Source organism: Georgenia sp. (genome assembly GCF_054605595.1).
This window is the reverse complement of sequence record NZ_JBTSDU010000059.1, coordinates 1-16,987: the sequence shown is the minus strand read 5'-3', so window position 1 is coordinate 16,987 and position 16,987 is coordinate 1. Positions and strand designations below refer to the sequence as shown.

The following is a 16,987-nucleotide window of genomic DNA, read 5'->3' as shown; positions in this document are numbered from 1 at the left end:
CTGAGACCTTCGCAAGCCTCATGTTTCCAAGGCAAAGGGCATCTGCTCGTTACGACCCGCCGACCACTACTCGCGGATCTGGGTCTGAGAGGGTCCGTATGTCTGAAGTTTCACGCCCTCGGGGGATGGCAGGAAAGTGAAGGTCAGATCGTTCAGGATTCAATTTCTTGAACGTACGTGATCGCAACTCGGTAATGACCGCCGGTCGACCAGGCGGCCAGGGCTGGGTGGCAATCCCTCGAAGCTGGAGAGCGAACTGTGACGTACGGTCGGCGCGAGCAAGACGAGCTCATCACGCAGCACCTGCCCCTGGTCGGCTACCACGTCTCGGAGGTCATCCGACGGGTGCCGTCCCACGTCCAGCGCGACGAGCTGGCGGCGGCCGGCTCCCTCGCGCTGGTGCTCGCCGCTCGGGCGTTCGACCCCGACCTCGGCGTTCCCTTCGCCCGCTACGCGGCGGTGCGGATCCACGGCGCGATCCTCGACGAGCTCCGCGGTATGGACTGGGCCTCGCGCGGCGCCCGCCAGCGCGCCCGCCAGCTCACCGAGCTCACCGAGAGGCTCACCGCGGCCCTCAGCCGCAAGCCCACGCGCGAGGAGCTCGCGGAGGCCCTCGGTGTCCCGGTCGCCGACGTCGACGTCACGCGCGGCGACGCCGAGCGGCGCGTCCTGAGCCTGGACGTGGAGGGATCGGCGGCTGCTGACACGCTGCAGTCCTCCGGTCTCGGCCCCGAGCAGCGGCTGCTGGTGAAGGAACGCCTGCATTACCTGCGTGCCGCCGTGGCCGAGCTGCCCGACCGGCTGCGCCTGGTGGTCGAGGAGCTGTTCCTCCACGACCGCCCGGTCGTGGAGCTCGCCGAGGAGCTCGGCGTGACCCAGTCGCGCATCAGCCAGCTCCGCACCCAGGCGCTCGGCATGCTCAAGGACGCGATGAACACCGCGCTCGAGCCCGGCCTCGCCCCGGAGCCGTCGGAGGCGCCGGGTGTGGCCGAGCGCCGTCGCCAGGCCTACTACGCCGCGGTCGCCGCCCGGGCCACCGGCGTGCTCTCCCGCGAGGCGGCCGCCGACGCCGCGGGCAAGGGTTCCGTCGTCTACGAGGCGGTCTGAGGCCAGCCGGGGCCCGCGAAGCACCCGCCGACGGACGGCGTGCCGAACTTCTCAACCCAGGGCACGGGCGGCCGATGGTGAGGGGTGACCAGCCCACGGATGGGCGGTTGAGGATCCACACTTCAGGAAGAAGAGGAACGATGGCACTCTCCATCAACACCAACATTGCGGCGACGAACGCGTACCGCAACCTGTCCACGACGCAGAACTCGCTCAGCTCCTCCCTGGAGAAGCTCTCCAGCGGCTTCCGCATCAACCGCGCCGCGGACGACGCCGCCGGCCTGGCCATCTCCGAGGGCCTGCGTTCGCAGGTGGGTGGCCTCACCGTTGCCGTCCGCAACGCCCAGGACGGCATCTCCGTGGTCCAGACCGCTGAGGGTGCGCTCACCGAGTCGCACGCCATCCTCCAGCGGATGCGTGACCTCTCCGTCCAGGCCTCCAACACCGGTGGCCTGAGCACGGACGCCAAGAAGAACATCCAGCTGGAGATCGGCGAGCTCAAGCAGGAACTCACCCGCATCGCGGAGACCACCCAGTTCAACGGCACCAAGTTGCTCGACAGCACGTACGACGGCAAGTTCCAGATCGGTGCCAACGTCGGTGAGGCCATCAACGTCAAGGTCGGCACCGCCATGAGCGATGCCGGTCTCGGCGTCGATGGTGTCGACGTGACGCTGGCTGTCGCCACGGACGCTTTGGCCGGCGTCGAGACTACCGCTGCCGCGGCGAGCACCGCCGGTGTGACCACCATCGGCACAGCGGACATGGGCGTGGCCGAGAGCTTCGAGCTCCTCAACGGCACGATCACGGTCGGCGGCAAGAGCCTCGACCTGTCGACCGTGAAGTACGAGGCCGGGGCTGATCCGGCGGCGCGCCTCACAGCCGTGAACGACGCCCTCGACAAGGCCGGAGTGGCCGCCACGGCCTCCAGCAGCGCAGCCGGTCTCGTCATCACGGGTGACATCACTCCTGGTGCCGCCGCCACGGGCGAGGAGATCGCCGCCGCCGCCGTCAACTTCACCCAGGCATCCGGTGCCGACGGTGCGATCCTCAAGATCGACGACGCCATCGCCACGGTCTCCACCGTCCGCGCCGAGCTCGGTGCCAAGCAGAACCGGCTCGACCACACCATCAACAGCCTCAACGTCTCGATCGAGAACCTGACCGCGTCGGAGTCCCGCATCCGCGACACCGACATGGCCCAGGAGATGGTCAACTTCACCAAGAACCAGATCCTCTCCCAGGCCGGCACCGCGATGCTGGCCCAGGCCAACCAGATCCCCCAGGGCATCCTCCAGCTCCTGCGGTGATCCCGCCGGGCCCAGCCCGGTACCACCCCGCATGATCGCGACCGGCGGCCTGCCCCACGCGGGCCGGCCGCCGGCCGCACATCCACCATCAGCCACCACAGAAGGCGGAGCGCATGTCGAGCATGGCAGTCGACGGCCTCATCAGCGGACTCAACACCACCGAGCTCATCAAGAGCCTCATGCAGCTCGAGGCCGCTCCGCAGACGCTGCTGAAGTCCAAGTCCTCCGCCGCCTCGTCGCTCGCGAGCGCGCTCCAGTCGCTCAACACCAAGGTCGCCTCCCTGGCGACGTCGGCCGGCAAGGCCGCCGACGCCGCGTCCTGGGACGCCCACAAGGTCGCCTCCTCCTCCGGTACGGTGACCGCCACGGCCACCGCCGGGGCCTCCCCGTCCGCCATGACGTTCACGGTCGACCGGATCGCGGCCGGGCAGGTCTCCCTCCTGAGCAGCACCGTTTCGGCGAGCCTCGCCGTCGAGCCCCCGCCCGCCATCACCGTGGTCCGCGACGGCACCACGGTGACCATCCAGCCCGCCCACGGCACCATGGCCGACGTCGCCGAGGCGATCAACAAGGCGAAGGACGCCGGCCTCAGCGCGGTCGCGGTGGCGGTCGGCACGGACGGCACGTACCGCCTCCAGCTCTCCGGTATCTCCGGCGCGAGCAACGCCTTCGAGGTCTACCTCGGGGGCGCGGAGGCGGTGGGGGACCCCACCAAGCTGATCGTCAACCGCTCCGACGCGGTCGGCGGTGACATCGCCGGCAACACCACCATCGCCACCGCCGTCGACGCCACGATCACCCTCTGGGCCGGCACCGCCGCCGCGACCGAGATCACCAGCAGCACCAACACCTTTGCCGACACCATCCCCGGCGTGAGCTTCACGGTCAAGGAGCCGTCCGCGGACCCGGTCACCCTGACCGTGGCCCAGGACCAGGCCGCCCAGAGCGCCCTCGCCGCCGATCTGGTCAACAACGTCACGACCGTCCTCGCCGAGATCTCCTCCCGAACCGCGACCAGCACCACCACCGGCGCGGACGGCCGCGAGATCGTCGCCGGCGGCCTCTTCTCCGGTAACGGCGGCATCCGCATGCTGGGCGAGCAGGTCCGCTCCGCCGTCTCGATGCCGGTGGACGGCCGCTCGCCGTCCGCGGTCGGCATCACCCTGGACCGCTCCGGCACGGTGTCGTTCGACCAGGTGAGGTTCACCGCGGCGATGGCCGCGGACCCCGTGGGCACCCAGGAGATGGTCACCGCGCTCGCCGAGCGCCTGGCGGGCGTCGCGACGAGCGCCTCGGACGCCGCCACCGGCACCCTCACCCTGCAGATCACCTCCCAGGAGGGGGTCGTGAAGGACCTCAACCAGCGCATCACCGACTGGGACACCCGCCTCGCGACCCGCCGCGCCGGGTTGGAGCGCACCTACGCCGCCCTCGAGGTCGCCCTGAGCGGTCTGCAGTCCCAGTCGAACTGGCTCGCCGGCCAGCTCTCCGGGCTGCCGTCGTGGAACACGAGCTCTTAGGGACGATGATGAACCAGGTCGCACTGCTCAACCGCTTCAAGGCGGACACCGTCGCCACCGCCACCCCGGCCAAGCTCCTCACCATGCTCTACGACCGGCTCGTCCTGGATCTCGACCGGGGCATCGCCGCGATCGAGGCAGCGGACGCGGGTGCCGTCGACACCCACCTCAGCCATGCCCAGAACATCGTCCAGGAGCTGCGCGCCAGCCTTGACGTCGACGCGTGGGACGGCGCCCAGGGCCTGAAGGACCTCTACTCCTACCTCGTCTCCGAGCTGGTGGGTGCCCACCTCGCCCAGGACGTCGCCCGCGTGACCGCGTGCCGCGACCTCCTCGTCCCGCTGCGCGACGCCTGGCACGAGGCCGCCGCCACCACGACGGTGACCGGCACATCCGCGGCAGCCACGGCGGCCGCCGCGGCCGCGCGCCCGGGCGGGGACCAGCCGACCGGTGACCTCGGTGTCGCCTGATCCCGCGGGCCGTGGAACGGACGAGCCGGCCGGGGATCCCTTCCACGACCGGTGGGTCGCCGTCCTGACCGAGCTCGAGCTCTCCGTCGACGACGCCGAGGCGAGCCTGCGCGCGAACCAGCCGCCGCCCGCCCGGCCCTGGGCCCCGCCGTCGGGCCTGGGCCCGATGCCGGCCGCGCTGCGCACCCGGGCCGAGCTGCTCGTCTCCCGCCAGACCGAGGTCGCCCGGCAGATCACCGAGGCGGCCTCGATGGGCCGCCGGCAGGCGAGGGCCATGCGCAGCATGCGGGCCATGGGCCCCGCCGTGCCCGTCTACGTCGACACGGCAGGGTGAGCGTGGACGGCACCGACGTCGAGTAGGTCACCCGGCTGCCCGGCCGCGGGATCTTTCGAACACATGAACATGGGGAGAACTCCCCGCCAAAGCCTCATGAGTCGCCGATCACTGCCGATCGGAGGCTTTGAGCACGGATCGCTCACGCATCAGGCCAGGGACCGGCCGACACGTTCGTCAGCGACGGAGGTCCCTTCTCGTGTTCGACTCAGTGACATCCGTGGCGATGCAGAGCGCGCTGGACGCGCTCGGCCTGCGTCAGCGGGTCATCGCGGACAACATCGCGAACATCAACACCCCGGGCTTCCTCGCCGGCCGGGTCTCCTTCGAGGACGAGCTCGCCGGCGCCGTCGCCCGCGGCAACGGCGCCGCCGAGGGCACCGTCGCCCGCTCGCTCGAGCCCACCCGGACCAACGGCAACAACGTCAACCTGGACGCCGAGACCTTGCTGAACATCGACACCAACCTGCGCTACCAGGTGGCCACGCGGGCCATCGACGGCCAATTCAGCCAGATCCGCGCGGCGATGAGGACGAACTGATGACCACCTTCGAAGCCATCGGCATCGCCGCGACCGGCATGACCGTCCACCGCAAGTGGATCGACGCCGTCAGCGACAACCTCGCCAACATCAACGACGTCTCCGCCACCAACGAGGCCGCCTACCAGGAGAAGTACGTCGTCGCGCGGGCGATGGACTACGGCAACACCGGCGGCGTCCAGGTCGGCGGCGTCGAGCTGGGCGACCCGCAGGGCCGCACCGTCTACGAGCCGAACCACCCGCTGGCCGACGAGAACGGGAACGTGCGCTACCCCGACGTCGACATGGGCAGCCAGATGTCCCAGCTGATCATGGCCCAGCGCGGCTACCAGGCCAGCGCGGCCGTGGTGGACCGTGCCCGGGAGACCTACACCGCCGCCCTGCAGATCGGAAAGAACTGATGTCCGTCCCCGCCATCGGCGATCTCCTCGGCGCCGTCAGCAACGTCACCCCCACCGCCAACCTCCGGGACGTCCTCGAGCCCGGCGCCACGGCCTCGGCCGACGGCGGAGCCGCCTTCGGGGCCTCGCTCGCCGGCGCGATCGACAACCTCGACGCCGTCCAGCAGACCTCCGGCGAGCTCGCCGTCCGCGCCGTCACCGGCAACCTGGACGACATCCACGACTACACCATCGCCGCCACCGAGGCCCAGGTCACCCTCGAACTCACCGCGGCCCTGCGCAATAAGGCCGTCGACGCGTTCACCGAGATCATGAGGATGCAGGCCTGATGCCCGCTGCCGTGACCGGGTTCGTCGGCAGGATCAAGGGCTACTGGGACCAGTTCTCCCTGCCCCAGCGCACCATCGCGACGCTCGTCGTCGCCCTCATCGTCCTGGGCGTGGTGGCACTGAGCCTGTGGGCGTCCAAGCCGAGGATGGCACCCGTCTTCTCCAACCTCTCCGCCGAGGACGCCGCCGCCGTCGTCGACCAGCTCGCGACCAACGGCGTGCCCTACGAGCTCGCCGACGGCGGCGCCACCGTCCTGGTCCCGCAGGATCAACTCTACGACCAGCGTATCTCCCTGGCCGCCAGCGGCCTGCCGACCTCCCGGGACGGCTACGCCCTCCTGGACGACATGGGCCTGACCAGCTCGGACTTCCAGCAGCAGATCACCTACCAGCGCGCCCTGGAGGGCGAGCTCGCCGCCACCATCGAGGCGATGCGGGGCGTCGCCGGGGCCACCGTGCACCTGGCCCTGCCCGAGGACTCGGTGTTCGTCGACCAGGTCGTCGCGCCCACCGCGTCCGTGTTCGTCCAGCTCGAGACCGGCCAGAGCCTGGACGCCGCCGGTGTCCAGGCGATCATCAACCTCGTCTCCTCCTCCATCCCGGACATGCAGCCCGGCGGCGTCTCCGTCATCGACGCCGCCGGGCAGGTCCTCTCCGACGCCGGTTCCGGCACCGGCCCCGGCGGGGCCTCGGACTACGAGAAGGACGTCACCTCCTCCGTCCAGGCCATGCTCGACCGGGTCGTGGGCCCGGGCAACGCCGTCGTGAGCGTGCAGGCCGACCTCAACCGCGACGCCACCGAGCGCCTCTCCGAGACCTTCACCCCCGCCGACGGCACACCGCCGCTCTCGGAGTCGAGCTCGACCGAGGAGTACACCGGCACCGGCGGCGCCGTGGGCGGCGTCCTCGGCCCGGACAACATCGCCGTGCCCGGCAACGGCGGCGGGGACGGCACCTACACCCGTGCGGACCAGGTGCTGAACAACCCCGTCAACAAGGTCACCGAGCAGACCACCGTCAACCCCGGCGGGGTGGCCCGGCAGTCCGTCTCCGTGGTCGTCGACGCCGATGCCGGCGCGGGTCTGAGCCTGACCGAGCTCGAGCGCATGGTGACCGCCGCGGCGGGTATCGACCCCGCCCGGGGCGACCAGGTGGCCGTCTCCCGCATGGCGTTCGACACCTCCGCCGCCGACGCCGCCGCCCAGGCCCTCGCCGCGGCCGACGCCGCCGCCGCAGCAGCCGCAAAGGCCGACCTGATCCGCCAGGGGATCATCGCCGGTGTCGTCCTCCTGGTCGTGCTGCTCATCGCCCTCGTTGCCCGCCGCGCCCGCCGCGAGCGCCGCGAGGAGATCGAGCTCGGCGAGCTGCGCCTCCTGCAGGCCCAGCAGTTCCAGGCCATCCAGGAGGAGGCGGACGAGATCGGTCAGGGGCCCGAGACGCTGAGCCCGCCGCCGGCGCAGATCGAGATCCTACGGACCCAGGCCGACGACGCCCGCGAGGAGCTCTCGGTCCTGGCCAGCGACGACCCCGCGGTCGTGGCCCGGCAGCTCCGCGACTGGCTGGCGGTGCGGTGATGCCCACCATGACCCTGAGCTCGACGGCGTCCCCCGGCGTCCGGGCGCTCACGAGCGCGCAGCGGGTGGCCATCGTGCTCCTCCAGCTCGACCGGGGAGCCGCCTCGCGGGTCCTCGCCGAACTCAACGAGGAGGAGGTCGAGGAGATCACCGCCGAGATCGTCCGCATGGAGAACGTGCCGCCCGCCATCGCGGACGAGGTGCTGACCACGTTCCACTCGCAGGTGGTCGCCGGCCGGCCCGGTGGGAACCACGGTGGGCTCGGCTACGCCCAGAGCCTGCTCGAGGCGTCCTTCGGTGCCGAGAAGGCCGCGGCCGTGATCGACCGGCTCGCCACCCTGCTCGCCGGCCAGCCCTTCGACTTCCTCCAGCACGCCGACGGCCGGCAGGTGCAGTCGCTCATCACGGGCGAGCACCCGCAGACCATGGCGCTCGTCCTGGCGCACCTGCGCCCGGAGCGGGCCTCCGCGATCCTGGCCGGCCTCGAGCCCGGCCTGCGCACCGACGTCGCGCACCGGATCGCCCTGATGGAGCGGGCCTCCCCGGAGTTCGTCGGGATCGTCGCGGAGAACATCGAGCGCAAGGCCACGGCCGTCCTCACCCCGGGTGACATGACCGCCATCGGCGGCGTGCAACCCCTGGTCGACATCCTCAACCGGGCCGACCCCAGCACCGAGAAACAGATCCTCGAATCCCTCGGCGACCTCGATGCCGACCTGGCCGAGCAGGTGCGCGGCATGATGTTCACGTTCGAGGACATCACCCTCCTGGACGACCGCGCCGTGCAGCTCGTGCTGCGCCAGGCCGACTCCGGCACGCTCGCGCTCGCCCTCAAGGGGGCACCGATCGCCGTCACGCAGAAGGTCAAGAAGAACCTCTCCGAGCGTGCCCGCGAGGCGCTGGAGGAGGAGATCGAGCTCACCGGAGCGGTGCGCGTCTCCGAGGTCCAGGGGGCCCGCGGCACCATCGTGACGACGATCCGCTCGCTCGAGGAGAGCGGCCAGATCGTCATCCGGCGGGACGAGGAGGACGACTTTGTCTCCTGACGCCACCGCGCCCGCCGCGGTGTCCGCGGACCGCGCTCTCCGGCCCGCCGCGATATCCGGGGACCGCGCGGTCCCGCCCGCCGCGGTGTCCGCGGACCGCGCCGTCCCGCCCGCCGCCTTCCGGCCGGCGGCGCTGCCCACCGCCGCGACCAGCGCCCGCGAGCGGGACGGCGCCGCACGCGGGTACACCGCCGGCTACGCCGCCGGATGGGCCGCGGGCAGCCGCGCCGCGGCCCAGGCGGGCGCGGTCGACCAGCGCCGCCGCGACGAGGAGGCCGCCACCGCGGCCGCCCGCCAGGCCGCCCTCGTCGAGACCGCCGTGGCCGCGCTCGCCCAGTCCGCCGCCGCGGCCCGGGCCCGCACGGCACCCGTGGTCGAGGAGGCCCTCGCCACGCTCGCCCGCGGCGCCGTCGAGCTCGCCGAGGCCGTCCTCGGCGTCGAGCTCGCTGACGACGACACCTCCGCCCGCGTCGCCCTGATCCGGGCCCTGGCCCTCGCGGGCGACGTCGACCTGGTGCGCATCCGGATGAACCCCGGCGACCTCGCGCACCTGCGCTCCGCGCTCGAGCGCCATCCCACCGGGCTCGACCTGCCGCCCGGCGTCGACCTGGTGGCCGACGACACGCTCGGGCGCGGTGAGGCCGTCAGCGAGCTCGCCGAGGGCTACCTCGACGCCCGGATCGGCTCCGCCGTCACCCGTGCCCGCCAGGCGCTGGGGGTATGCCAGTGACGCTCGTCGACACCGCCGTGTGGGACCACACCCTGGCCGCCGTCGCCCCGCAGCGCGTGGGACGGGTCCGCGCCGTCGTCGGCCTCTCCGTGGAGGTCGCCGGGCTGCCGTGCGCCGTGGGTGACCTCGTCTCCATCGAGACCGAGGCGGGCACCACCGGCGCCGAGGTCGTCGCCCTGGAGCAGGGCACGGCGCGGTGCATGCCGCTCGGCCCGGTCGACGGGCTGCGCGTGGGCGCCCGCGTGCACACCTCCGGCAAGCCGCTGAGCGTCAGGGTCGGTCCGGCGCTGCTCGGGCGCGTCCGCGACGGGCTCGGCCGCCCCATCGACGGCAAGGGCCCCGTCCTGGCCACCGAGGAGCTGGCGGTGGCCGGGCACGCCCCGAACGCCCTCCAGCGCGCCCGCGTGGACACCCCCCTCGAGCTCGGGGTGTGCGTGCTCGACACGCTCGTCACCGTCGGACGCGGGCAGCGCATCGGGCTGTTCGCCGGCTCCGGCGTCGGCAAGTCCTCGCTGCTGTCGATGATCGCCCGCGGCACCGAGGCCGCCGTCAACGTCATCGCCCTGGTGGGCGAACGGGGCCGCGAGGTGCGCGAGTTCCTCGAGGACGACCTCGGCCCGGCGGGCCTCGCCCGCTCCGTCGTCGTCATCGCCACCTCCGACGAGCCGCCCGTGGTGCGCCTGCGCGCCGCGTTCACCGCCACCCGCATCGCCGAGTACTTCCGCGACGCCGGGCAGGACGTCGTGCTCATGATGGACTCGCTCACCCGCGCCGCGATGGCCCAGCGCGAGATCGGCCTGTCCGTGGGGGAGCCGCCCGCCACCCGCGGGTACCCGCCGTCGACCTTCTCCATGCTCGCCCAGCTCCTGGAGCGGGCCGGAACCGGCCCGGTCGGGTCCATCACCGGCATCTACTCCGTGCTGGTGGACGGCGACGACCACAACGAGCCGATCGCCGACTCCGCCCGCTCCATCCTGGACGGGCACGTGGTGCTGGACCGCAAGCTCGCCGTCCTCGGCCACTTCCCGTCGGTCGACTCCGTCGCCTCGGTCTCCCGCGTGGCCTCCCGGGTGACCACCAGCGAGCAGCGCACGCTCGCCACCGCGCTGCGCAGCGTGCTCGCCGCCCGCCGCCAGGCGCAGGACCTGCTCGACGTCGGCGCGTACGTGGAGGGCTCGAACCCCCGCGTCGACGCCGCCGTGCGGTGCTCCGACGACATCGACGCGTTCCTGCGGCAGGGCATGGACGAGCGCGCCTCGTACGGCGAGTCCTGGGAGCGCCTCGGCGTGCTCGTCGAGAAGCTGAAGGTGGTCGCATGATTGCGTTCCGACTCTCCGGGCTGCTGCGGTTGCGCCGCATGCAGGAGGACCAGGCCGCCGCCGAGCTCGCCCGCACCACCATCCGGCGCCAGCGCGCGTCCTTGCGCGCCGAGCGGGCCCGTGAGCAGCTCTCGGGCCACGACCTCTCCTCCTTCGGCGGGGACCCGAACGCGTTCCGCGCCGGGGTCGCCGCCCGCGCCGCGCTCTCCGCCACCGTGTTCGACACGCAGGCCGCGGCCGAGTCGGCCCGCGAGCAGGAGACGGACGCGACGGACCGGTGGACCCAGGCTCGCACCAGGAGCAAGACCCTCGACAAGCTGGAGCAGAAGCACCTGGTGACCGAGCGGGCCGCCGCCGGGCACAAGGAGCAGGTCGCCCTCGACGAGCTCGCCACGCAGCGGGCCACGACGGGAGCCGGAGAGACCGAGCGGACAGCCACGTGAGTGGGATCGCCGCCGTGCAGGCCCGGATCGCGGCCGTGGAGTCACGCATCGCCGTCCTGTCCGGGGCGAGTTCAGCCGTGGCGCCCGGTTCGGTGCCTGCGGGTTCCGCGGCGTCCTCCGCGACGTCCGCTACGTCCGCGGCGTCCTCCGCCACGCCCGCGGCGTCCTCCGCCACCTTCGCGACGGCGCTCCAGGCCGCCGTCGGCGCGCTGTCGCCCGGGTCGACCAGCGCCGGCCTGTTCGGGGGAGCTCTGACGGGTGCGGGGCTGTCCGCCCTCGGTGGCTCTTTGCCCGGTGGTGTGGCGCTGCCGGGTGGTGTGGCGCTGCCGGGTGGTGTGATGCCGGGTGGTGCGGCGATGCCGGGCACGGGCGACGCTGTCGGCCAGGGTGCCATGAAGTACCTCGGTGTCCCTTATGTGTGGGGCGGGGCGGACGCGAACGGCATGGACTGCTCCGGCCTCGTGCAGCGCGTGTTCGCGGACCTGGGCGTCACCGTTCCCCGGGTTGCGCGCGACCAGGCCACCGTCGGCACCGAGGTGCCCTCGCTCGCTCAGGCCCGGCCGGGCGACCTCATCGTCACCCGTGGCGGCGCCCACATCGCCATCTACCTCGGTGACAACAAGATCATCCACGCCCCGCAGCCCGGTCAGGACGTCTCCATCCGCGAGATGTTCGAGACCGACGCGGACATCCTCACCATCCGCCGGGTGCTGCCCGCCGCGCCGGAGGCCCCCATGGACTACGACCGCCTCGCCATCCAGCTCGCCGCGGGGGGTGTCCGATGAGCGTCGGGCTGATCCCCACGGCGCCTTCGGCGCCCTCCTCCGGTGGGTCCGGCCACGCCCCGTCCGCCGCCGGTTCCGGTTCAGGTTCTGGCGACGCGTTCGCCAAGGCGCTTGCGGCCGAGACGTCCGCCGAGCGTGGGTCCGCCGCCGAGCGTGGGTCCGCTCGTTCCACCACGGACGACACGCCCGCTCACGCCACCGATGCCGCCACCGACGCGGAGGGGGGCGTCGCCGGGAGGGCCCCGGGTGGGAACCTTGCGACCGAGACCGATCCGGCAGGCATGTCGAACCCCGACCAGCCCGCAGCGGGCGTGCCCATCCCCGGCACACCCGCAGCGGCCGCGGCCCAGACCGTCGGGGCCTCCGCCCAACAGCCCAGTACTGCCACTCCGGACGCAGCCGCCGACGGTGCCGTCCCCGCCGGGACCGGCGAGACCGGCGATACCGCTGCCATCCTGGCCGGCACGCCCGCCGTCGTCCCCACCGGCGCGGCCGGGCCCGGCGACACGGTTGCCACCTCGGCCGGCACGCCCGCCGTTGCCCAGACCGACGCGGGTGAGGGGCCGGGCCGGCAGAACGCCGTCCCCGCCGTGGGCCAGGCCGGCGGCGTGAGCACGGACGCGGCCGCCGGGCCAGTGCTCGCCGTCGCCGCCGGGAGCGGTTCGGCCGCTGCCGGCGGTTCGACCACGGGCGACGGCTCGGCCGCGGCAAACGGTTCAGCCGCGGCAGCCGCGGTTGCCGGTGCCGCCGCGCCGTCCGCCGTCGTGAGCACGGACGCGGCCGTCACGATCGAGGCCGCCGCAGCGAAGGTCAAGGCGGCGCCGGTCCCCGTGGTCGAGGCATCGGCCGTACAGACGCAGGCGCCCACCGCTCCCGTCGTGGTGACCGGGCCGCTGGAGGCGGCGGCCCCCACCGCCCCGGCGCAGGCCACCGCAGCAGGGGCGACGACGGCGAACGCCGTCCCGCTGACCGAGCAGCTCGGCGGGCCGCTGGCGCGCCTGCGGGGCGCGGGGGAGGGCACCCACGTGCTCACCATCAACGTCTCGCCGGAGAACCTCGGCCCGGTCCGGGTCACCGCCCACATCCGCCCGGACGGGATCCGGATCGAGTTGCTCGGCGGCACGGACGCCTCCCGCGAGGCGCTGCGGGTGGCGCTGACCGACCTGCGCCGCGACCTTGCGGCGGCGGGCCTGAACGCCGACCTCCAGCTCGCCCAGGACCGCGGCGAGGCCGGTCAGGGCGCCACCGAAGACCCGGCGCAGCGGTCCGCGGCCGAGGCGGGCGAACCCGGCACACCTGCCGGGCCGGCCGGCGCCCGCCCCGGTGACGCGGCGTCGTCGTCCAGGCTGTCCGCGCCTACGGGCCCCATCCGTCCCGGCACTCTCGACCTGCTCGCCTAAGGAGCCGCATGTCCGTCCCTCCCGTCTCCGGCGGCTACTACGCGCCGCAGACCGCCCAGACCACCGCGGTGGACAACAGCGTCCTGGACAAGGACGCGTTCCTCCAGCTGCTGGTGGCATCGCTGAAGTACCAGGACCCCAGCGCGCCGATGGACACCTCCGAGCTCATGGCCCAGACGACGCAGCTCGCGACGATGGAGCAGCTCGCGGCGATCACGTCCCTGTCGCAGGAGGCGTTCGCGCTGCAGCAGCGCGGCTCCGCCACGGCGCTCGTCGGCAGGTACGTCGAGTACGTCGACAACGACGGCGAGAAGGTCAGCGGGCTCGTCGAGTCCGTCGACCTCTCCACGGCCGTGCCCACCGTGCGTGTGGGTGACCAGGCCGTGCCGCTGAACCTGGTCAACGGGGTGGCGGCGGCACCGGCCACCGGCGCCGCCCCGGCAGGCAAGGAGAGCGACGTTGTCGACGGCGTCACCGAGCCCGACCCGGCCACCGAACCCACCAGCGAGGCAAAGGAGGGAACCGCTCGAGCATGAGTTGTCGACCCCCCGCGCTCACGCCCTGACCTCGCACCGACGGGCGCACCGCGCCCCACCTGATCCTCGCGTTGCACCCGCAGCCAGACCCGAAGGGAATCCCCCATGCTCCGCTCGCTCTACTCCGGCATCTCGAGCCTCCGCTCGCACCAGACCATGCTCGACGTCACCGGCAACAACATCGCCAACGTCAACACCACCGGCTTCAAGGCCGGCCGTACGCAGTTCTCGGACACACTGTCCCAGGTGATGATGGCTGCGGGCGCACCCCAGGGCGCCGAGGGCGGCACCAACCCCGCCCAGGTCGGCCTCGGTGTGCAGGTCTCCGCGATCACCAACGACTTCGGCGTCGGGGCCTCCCAGCAGACCGGCCGCGCGCTCGACATGATGATCGACGGCGACGGCTTCTTCGTCGTCCGGTCCGGCAGCGAGCAGCTCTACACCCGCGCCGGCGCGTTCACGCTCGACGCGGTGGGCAACCTCGTCACCGCGGACGGCGCCAAGGTCCAGGGCTGGATGGCCGACACCGCCACCGGCGCTATCGACACCAATGGTCCGCTCACGGGCATCACCATGCCGCTGACCACGACCATGCCCGCGAAGGCCACGACGAGCGTCACCTTCTCCGGCAACCTTCCTGCGGACCTGCCCGCTGGACCCGACGGCATCCGTCGGTCCGCTATCACCGTCTACGACTCCGCCGGCACGGAGTACGAACTCGAGCTGACCTATACCAAGCTCGCGGTGCCCACCACGCCGGGGGCCAACTCCGAGTGGACCGTCACGGCGATGTACACGGCCACTGATGGGACGTCGTCCGGCGACCTCGCGGGCGGAGCGACCGTGGCGTTCAACGCCAGTGGCCAGATCGATCCGGGCGATGTCTCGATCACCCTCGGTACCTACGCCAACCTCGGCGCGATCACCGTTGGCATGGCGGATGTCGACGGCTACGCCACCAAGGACGACATCTCTGCCGACGTCCAGGACGGCATGGGCGCCGGCACGCTGCAGTCCTTCAGCATGGACCCCAACGGCACACTGGTCGGTTCGTTCACCAACGGACGCAAGCAGCCGGTGGGGCAGATCGCGATCGGCAGCTTCGCCAACATGGCGGGCCTGGAGAAGGCCGGCGAATCGACCTTCCGCACCACCGTGAACTCCGGCAACCCCCAGATCGGTACCGCCGGCACCGGCTCACGCGGCCCGCTGACCGGTGGCGCCCTGGAGATGTCCAACGTGGACCTCTCGCAGGAGTTCACCAACCTGATCGTCGCCCAGCGAGGCTTCCAGGCCGGCTCGCGCGTGATCACCACCTCCGACGAGCTGCTTCAGGAACTCGTGAACCTCAAGCGCTGATCCTCCGCGCGCTGACGGGCGCGATCCGCCCGGTCGCTGCGCCCGCCGATCCGTTCGTTGGCTTCGGCCGATCCGGATTGTGGCTGGGGCGGCCGATCCGCTCGGTGGCTGCGGCGGCCGATCCACCTGGCCAGGCCGACGGGCGCCGACCCGCCCAGCCTGCCCGATGCCCTTGCACTCGACATCCTCGAGCGCAAGGGCATCGTCGCCTCCGGCGCCCGGCCGGACTCGGCCCCGCCGTCCTTGCAATCACCGCGAGTGCTGGCGGGCAGACTTCCTTGGGTGCGGACCGGTCCCGCCGGTCCGTACCGCCTTCTTCGCGGTCCCGGGCGGCGGCGGGCAGACTTCCTTGTGCCCAGACCGGCCCTGCCGGTCCGCTCCGCCTTCCTCGCGGTCACCCGAGCGGCAGGCAGAGTTCCTCGTGCGGAGACCTGCCCGTCCGCATCGCCTTCCTCGCGATCACCGCGAGTGGCGGGCACCGCCGTCGGGCCAGAGCATGAGGTTCGGCCGGAGCCCGGCGACGAACGCCCGCGGGAACGCGCTCGACAGCCGGGCGAACGCCGGGCCGGCGTCGACCAGGTCGGGCGTGGTGAGCCGGCGCATGACGCCGCCGCGTTCGAGGATGGCATCCTGACGGCGTTTCTCCTCGAACACCCGACGCGTCGCCTCCTTTGCCGAGTGCTCTCCCGGTGTGCCTCCGCTGTACTTCGAGGCGCCGTCGATCTCGAGATGGACGAGCGTGACGGCCGGGCGCCCGTTCAACGCCAGCTCCACCACCCAGGTCATGTCCACGTAGTACGTACCGAGGGCGGTCTCCACCCGGAATTGCGTCGTCGGTGGCGGCAGACCGCGCGAGACAGCCAGCCAGCGCGCCGCTGATTCCGGCGCACTCTCGGCGAACCCGTCGGCGTGCGCGATCACCGCGCGGGCCCGGCGGATGCCGCGTGCTCGGCGGCGCCGCGCCAGCCGTTCGGAGAGCACGGCCCGGACCTCCTCAACTTGCCGCCGGGTCATCCCTTGCCGGAATCGGTCCGCCTTGCCGAGGGTGCGGAGCGCGGCGTCGGCGATGACCATCGCCTCGCGGGCGGGGAGGGTCAGGGCGCAGTCCTCGACCGTTCGCAGCAAGGTGGTGACGCGCAGCCCGTTCACGACGGTGACATCGTCCGGGGGCAGGGTGCCGGTGTGAGGGCGCAGGTCTGCGGCGCTCCGGCTGCTCGGGTTGTAGGGCCGGAACACATGACAGGCCTGTTCCATCGTCCAGATGGGCAGTCCGTGGATGAGCGCGGCCGTGCTGTGGCTGAAGACGTGCTCGTCACTGAGCTGACGGGAGAGTGCCACGATGCGGGCCAGGGCGTGGCGTTCGGTCCGCTGCCAACGCGGGAGATCGCCGATCACCGGCAGGTACGCGCCGTGGCGGACCCGTTCGAGCTCGCCCTTCCGGACCCCCGCCGCGAGCAGGTCCTTGGTCGTGGGGCTGCTGAGGATGATCTCGGGCAGAGGCCGCGGCTTGGGGAGGGGAACAGCCATGCCGCGATCGTGCCCCCGGAGTCTGGGGTCCCGACCGAAGCGGGGGGCCGCCTGTGGACAGCGGGGCAACGGCGGGCAGTCCCGGAGCCGGCCGCTGAGCACTCTTGGGGCGCTGTGGTTGGGATGGGGATTACGAGATCGTCATTCAGGCGACGAACTCGCACCTCGGGGCGACACGGTGCCGGTGGGCGACTGGGACGGTGGCCACGAGATCGTCATTCAGGCGACGAACACGCACCACGGCTGTGCGAGTTCG

Annotated in this window: 18 protein-coding genes; 17 read left to right on the top strand and 1 reads right to left on the bottom strand. The window is 72.4% G+C overall.

The window, feature by feature from the left end; all coding sequences use genetic code 11:
• Window positions 1-258: 258 nt before the first annotated feature.
• From ACYC1Z_RS08550 to ACYC1Z_RS08470, 17 genes are all read left to right on the top strand, one after another.
• Window positions 259-1,107, top strand: coding sequence for a sigma-70 family RNA polymerase sigma factor (locus tag ACYC1Z_RS08550; RefSeq protein WP_461409106.1), 849 nt, complete (start codon window positions 259-261; stop codon window positions 1,105-1,107).
• Window positions 1,108-1,247: 140 nt separating this feature from the next.
• Window positions 1,248-2,417 carry a flagellin N-terminal helical domain-containing protein gene (locus ACYC1Z_RS08545; protein WP_461409105.1) on the top strand — a complete coding sequence of 390 codons (1,170 nt, stop codon included), beginning with the start codon at window positions 1,248-1,250 and terminating at the stop codon, window positions 2,415-2,417.
• Between the two features lie 113 nt (window positions 2,418-2,530).
• The gene (gene fliD, locus ACYC1Z_RS08540; RefSeq protein WP_461409104.1) at window positions 2,531-3,937 is read left to right on the top strand and encodes a flagellar filament capping protein FliD; all 1,407 of its coding nucleotides are present in this window, start codon (window positions 2,531-2,533) and stop codon (window positions 3,935-3,937) included.
• A gap of 8 nt (window positions 3,938-3,945) precedes the next feature.
• A complete protein-coding gene (gene fliS, locus ACYC1Z_RS08535; protein ID WP_461409103.1) occupies window positions 3,946-4,407 on the top strand; it encodes a flagellar export chaperone FliS in 462 nt (153 codons plus the stop codon).
• Window positions 4,397-4,741 (top strand): hypothetical protein, encoded by a 345-nt coding sequence (locus tag ACYC1Z_RS08530; protein ID WP_461409102.1) that lies wholly within the window; start codon window positions 4,397-4,399, stop codon window positions 4,739-4,741. The genes fliS and ACYC1Z_RS08530 overlap by 11 nt, the downstream gene beginning before the upstream one ends.
• A gap of 199 nt (window positions 4,742-4,940) precedes the next feature.
• The gene (locus ACYC1Z_RS08525; protein WP_461409101.1) at window positions 4,941-5,282 is read left to right on the top strand and encodes a flagellar basal body rod protein FlgB; all 342 of its coding nucleotides are present in this window, start codon (window positions 4,941-4,943) and stop codon (window positions 5,280-5,282) included.
• Complete coding sequence (locus ACYC1Z_RS08520; protein WP_461409100.1) at window positions 5,282-5,683, top strand: flagellar basal body rod protein FlgC; 402 nt, start codon at window positions 5,282-5,284, stop codon at window positions 5,681-5,683. The genes ACYC1Z_RS08525 and ACYC1Z_RS08520 overlap by 1 nt, the downstream gene beginning before the upstream one ends.
• Window positions 5,683-6,012, top strand: coding sequence for a flagellar hook-basal body complex protein FliE (gene fliE / locus ACYC1Z_RS08515; RefSeq protein ID WP_461409099.1), 330 nt, complete (start codon window positions 5,683-5,685; stop codon window positions 6,010-6,012). The genes ACYC1Z_RS08520 and fliE overlap by 1 nt, the downstream gene beginning before the upstream one ends.
• A complete protein-coding gene (gene fliF, locus ACYC1Z_RS08510; RefSeq protein WP_461409098.1) occupies window positions 6,012-7,586 on the top strand; it encodes a flagellar basal-body MS-ring/collar protein FliF in 1,575 nt (524 codons plus the stop codon). The genes fliE and fliF overlap by 1 nt, the downstream gene beginning before the upstream one ends.
• Entirely contained in the window at window positions 7,586-8,632 is a 1,047-nt protein-coding gene (fliG, locus tag ACYC1Z_RS08505) for a flagellar motor switch protein FliG (protein ID WP_461409097.1), read from the top strand. The genes fliF and fliG overlap by 1 nt, the downstream gene beginning before the upstream one ends.
• A complete protein-coding gene (locus tag ACYC1Z_RS08500; RefSeq protein WP_461409096.1) occupies window positions 8,622-9,362 on the top strand; it encodes a FliH/SctL family protein in 741 nt (246 codons plus the stop codon). Before fliG ends, ACYC1Z_RS08500 begins: the two co-directional genes overlap by 11 nt.
• Complete coding sequence (locus tag ACYC1Z_RS08495; RefSeq protein ID WP_461409095.1) at window positions 9,353-10,681, top strand: FliI/YscN family ATPase; 1,329 nt, start codon at window positions 9,353-9,355, stop codon at window positions 10,679-10,681. Before ACYC1Z_RS08500 ends, ACYC1Z_RS08495 begins: the two co-directional genes overlap by 10 nt.
• Window positions 10,678-11,124: a flagellar FliJ family protein gene (locus ACYC1Z_RS08490; RefSeq protein ID WP_461409094.1), complete on the top strand. Its 447-nt coding sequence runs from the start codon at window positions 10,678-10,680 to the stop codon at window positions 11,122-11,124. The genes ACYC1Z_RS08495 and ACYC1Z_RS08490 overlap by 4 nt, the downstream gene beginning before the upstream one ends.
• Window positions 11,121-11,909: a C40 family peptidase gene (locus ACYC1Z_RS08485; RefSeq protein ID WP_461409093.1), complete on the top strand. Its 789-nt coding sequence runs from the start codon at window positions 11,121-11,123 to the stop codon at window positions 11,907-11,909. Before ACYC1Z_RS08490 ends, ACYC1Z_RS08485 begins: the two co-directional genes overlap by 4 nt.
• The gene (locus ACYC1Z_RS08480) at window positions 11,906-13,309 is read left to right on the top strand and encodes a flagellar hook-length control protein FliK (protein ID WP_461409092.1); all 1,404 of its coding nucleotides are present in this window, start codon (window positions 11,906-11,908) and stop codon (window positions 13,307-13,309) included. Before ACYC1Z_RS08485 ends, ACYC1Z_RS08480 begins: the two co-directional genes overlap by 4 nt.
• An 8-nt stretch (window positions 13,310-13,317) precedes the next feature.
• Complete coding sequence (locus ACYC1Z_RS08475) at window positions 13,318-13,845, top strand: flagellar hook capping FlgD N-terminal domain-containing protein (RefSeq protein WP_461409091.1); 528 nt, start codon at window positions 13,318-13,320, stop codon at window positions 13,843-13,845.
• A gap of 105 nt (window positions 13,846-13,950) precedes the next feature.
• Window positions 13,951-15,204: a flagellar hook protein FlgE gene (locus ACYC1Z_RS08470; RefSeq protein WP_461409090.1), complete on the top strand. Its 1,254-nt coding sequence runs from the start codon at window positions 13,951-13,953 to the stop codon at window positions 15,202-15,204.
• A gap of 459 nt (window positions 15,205-15,663) precedes the next feature.
• On the opposite strand, the gene ACYC1Z_RS08465 is transcribed toward ACYC1Z_RS08470, so the two are convergent.
• Window positions 15,664-16,731: a type IV toxin-antitoxin system AbiEi family antitoxin domain-containing protein gene (locus tag ACYC1Z_RS08465; protein WP_461409089.1), complete on the bottom strand. Its 1,068-nt coding sequence runs from the start codon at window positions 16,729-16,731 to the stop codon at window positions 15,664-15,666.
• Window positions 16,732-16,987: the final 256 nt, after the last annotated feature.